This window comes from Poseidonocella sp. HB161398 (assembly GCF_005870025.1).
GTDB lineage: Bacteria > Pseudomonadota > Alphaproteobacteria > Rhodobacterales > Rhodobacteraceae > Mangrovicoccus.
The window spans coordinates 1-1,819 of sequence record NZ_VATA01000202.1 but is presented as its reverse complement, the minus strand read 5'-3'; the positions used below and the strand labels follow the sequence as shown (position 1 = coordinate 1,819).

The following is a 1,819-nucleotide window of genomic DNA, read 5'->3' as shown; positions in this document are numbered from 1 at the left end:
TCGATGGTCTGGTTGTTGACGAAGGAGATCCCGCCGGTCTGGTAGGCCTCCACGCCGCGCAGCGCGGTCCCGTCGGAGAAGCTGACCGTCACCAGGACCTCGGCGTTGAACGCGCCGATCTCGGTGCTCTCGCCGGGATTGAAGGCGATGCCGTCGCTGTCGATCACCGTCCGGGTCAGCCCCAGGCCCGGCGCGTCGATCGCCCCGCTGCCGAAGACCAGCCCCTCGAAGGCGGTGGCGCCCGGCGGCAGCAGGCCGAAATCGAGCTGGTCGAAGGAGACGCCGTTGGCGCGGATCTGCGAGTCCTCGACGACCTCGCCGAGCCCGGCGGCCGGGAAGTCGTTGCGCGGCAGGAAATAGGTGTCCCCGGCCGCGGAGAAGGTGATGCCGAAGACGATGCCGGCATCGGTGGCGAGGCTGACGAATTCGTAGCCCGGCGACTCGCTGGCGATCTGCACGCCATCGGCGAAGAAGGCGATCTCCTCGGCCTCGAAGAGCACGGTCTCGCTGGCGGTGCCTTCGAAGATCACCGAGCGCGGGGTGACGGTGAAGTCATCGGCATCGGGATCGACGGAGACGAAGTCGACCGCGGTCAGCAGGGTGCCGGCGGCAATGATGTCATTCGGGCCGAGCTCGACGCCGTCGATGCGGTACGCGGTACCGGCAAGGGTGGTGGGCATGCGGGAGTCCTCTGGATTGCCGGCGGCATGTCCTTGCCGCCGGCTCTTCAGGTAAGCCCCTGCCGTGTTACATTAAATTAACGCATTCTCACGTCGCGGAGCGGGGGCTGAAACACGCCGGATCCAGCCGCGCCCCGATCCAGGCCAGCACGTCGCCGAGCACCGCGTCGCGGCTTGCATCGGCGCGCAGGTCGTGGACATGGCCGGGATAGAGCCGGAGCGTCTTGTCCGCCGGCCCCGCCCGCGCGGCGAAGTCCCGGCTGCCCTCGGCCAGGGTCGCGCGGTCGCCCGTGCCGTGCAGGACCAGCAGCGGCAGGCGGACCCGGCCGCCATGCTGCGCTCCAGCCGCTCGCTGCCGCGCAGCATGGCGGCCACGGTGGCGGCGGGCTGCACCGCGCCGCGGATCAGCGGATCGGCCTCGAGCCGGGCCAGGACCTCCGGGTCGCGGGTGAAATCGCGGAGCTTCAGCCGGATGACGGGCAGGCCCGGCGCCAGCCGCTTGACGAGCTTCGGCACGGGCTTCGGCGCCGGGATGCGGAAGGCGGCCCGGGATCAGCCCGGCGCGCCTGCCGGGATGCTCGAGCGCATAGGTCGCCGCGACCACCCCGCCGGCGCTGTGGCCGAGCAGGAAGACCGGCAGGCCGGGATCGCGGGCGCGGGCGGCCTCCTCCACCGCCACGGCCAGGTCGGAGACGTAGTCCGCGATACCGCCGACGCGGAACCGCGCCCCGTCCGAGCGGCCGCGGCCGCGCAGGTCGGCGGCATGGACGGCCGGCCCCGCGGCGGCGAAGCTCCGCGCCGCGGCCTCGTACTGGCCGCTATGGGACTTGACCCCGTGGCTGATGACCAGCGCGGCGCGGACCGGCCCGGCCGGGCGCCAGGCGCGCAGGAAGAGGCGGGGGCCGCCGGGCCGGACATGCCAGCTTTCCCCGGCGAGCGGCGGCAGATGCAGGGTCATCGGAGGGGCCTCCTGTTGCGGTGACGGAACCCGAAGGCGCCGCCGCAGGGACGCGGCGGCGGGCGGGATCAGGCGGCGGCGCGCAGCGCCTCGCCCGTCAGGACGGCCGGCAGGTCGGCATTGACCGGGGCCTGCCGGGTCTGGGCCAGCCCGTGATCGCCGCCGGGATAGAGGCGCAGCG

The 1,819-nt window shown here is 73.1% G+C and carries 2 protein-coding genes; both read right to left on the bottom strand.

Annotation, left to right across the window (positions count from 1 at the left end; all coding sequences use genetic code 11):
* On the bottom strand, positions 1 to 680 hold a 680-nt coding region (locus tag FGX59_RS36705), incomplete at its 3' end, for a hypothetical protein (RefSeq protein ID WP_138473460.1).
* A gap of 88 nt (positions 681 to 768) precedes the next feature.
* Positions 769 to 1,638 (bottom strand): alpha/beta hydrolase, encoded by an 870-nt coding sequence (locus FGX59_RS36700; protein WP_138473459.1) that lies wholly within the window; start codon positions 1,636 to 1,638, stop codon positions 769 to 771.
* Between the last annotated feature and the right edge of the window lie 181 nt (positions 1,639 to 1,819).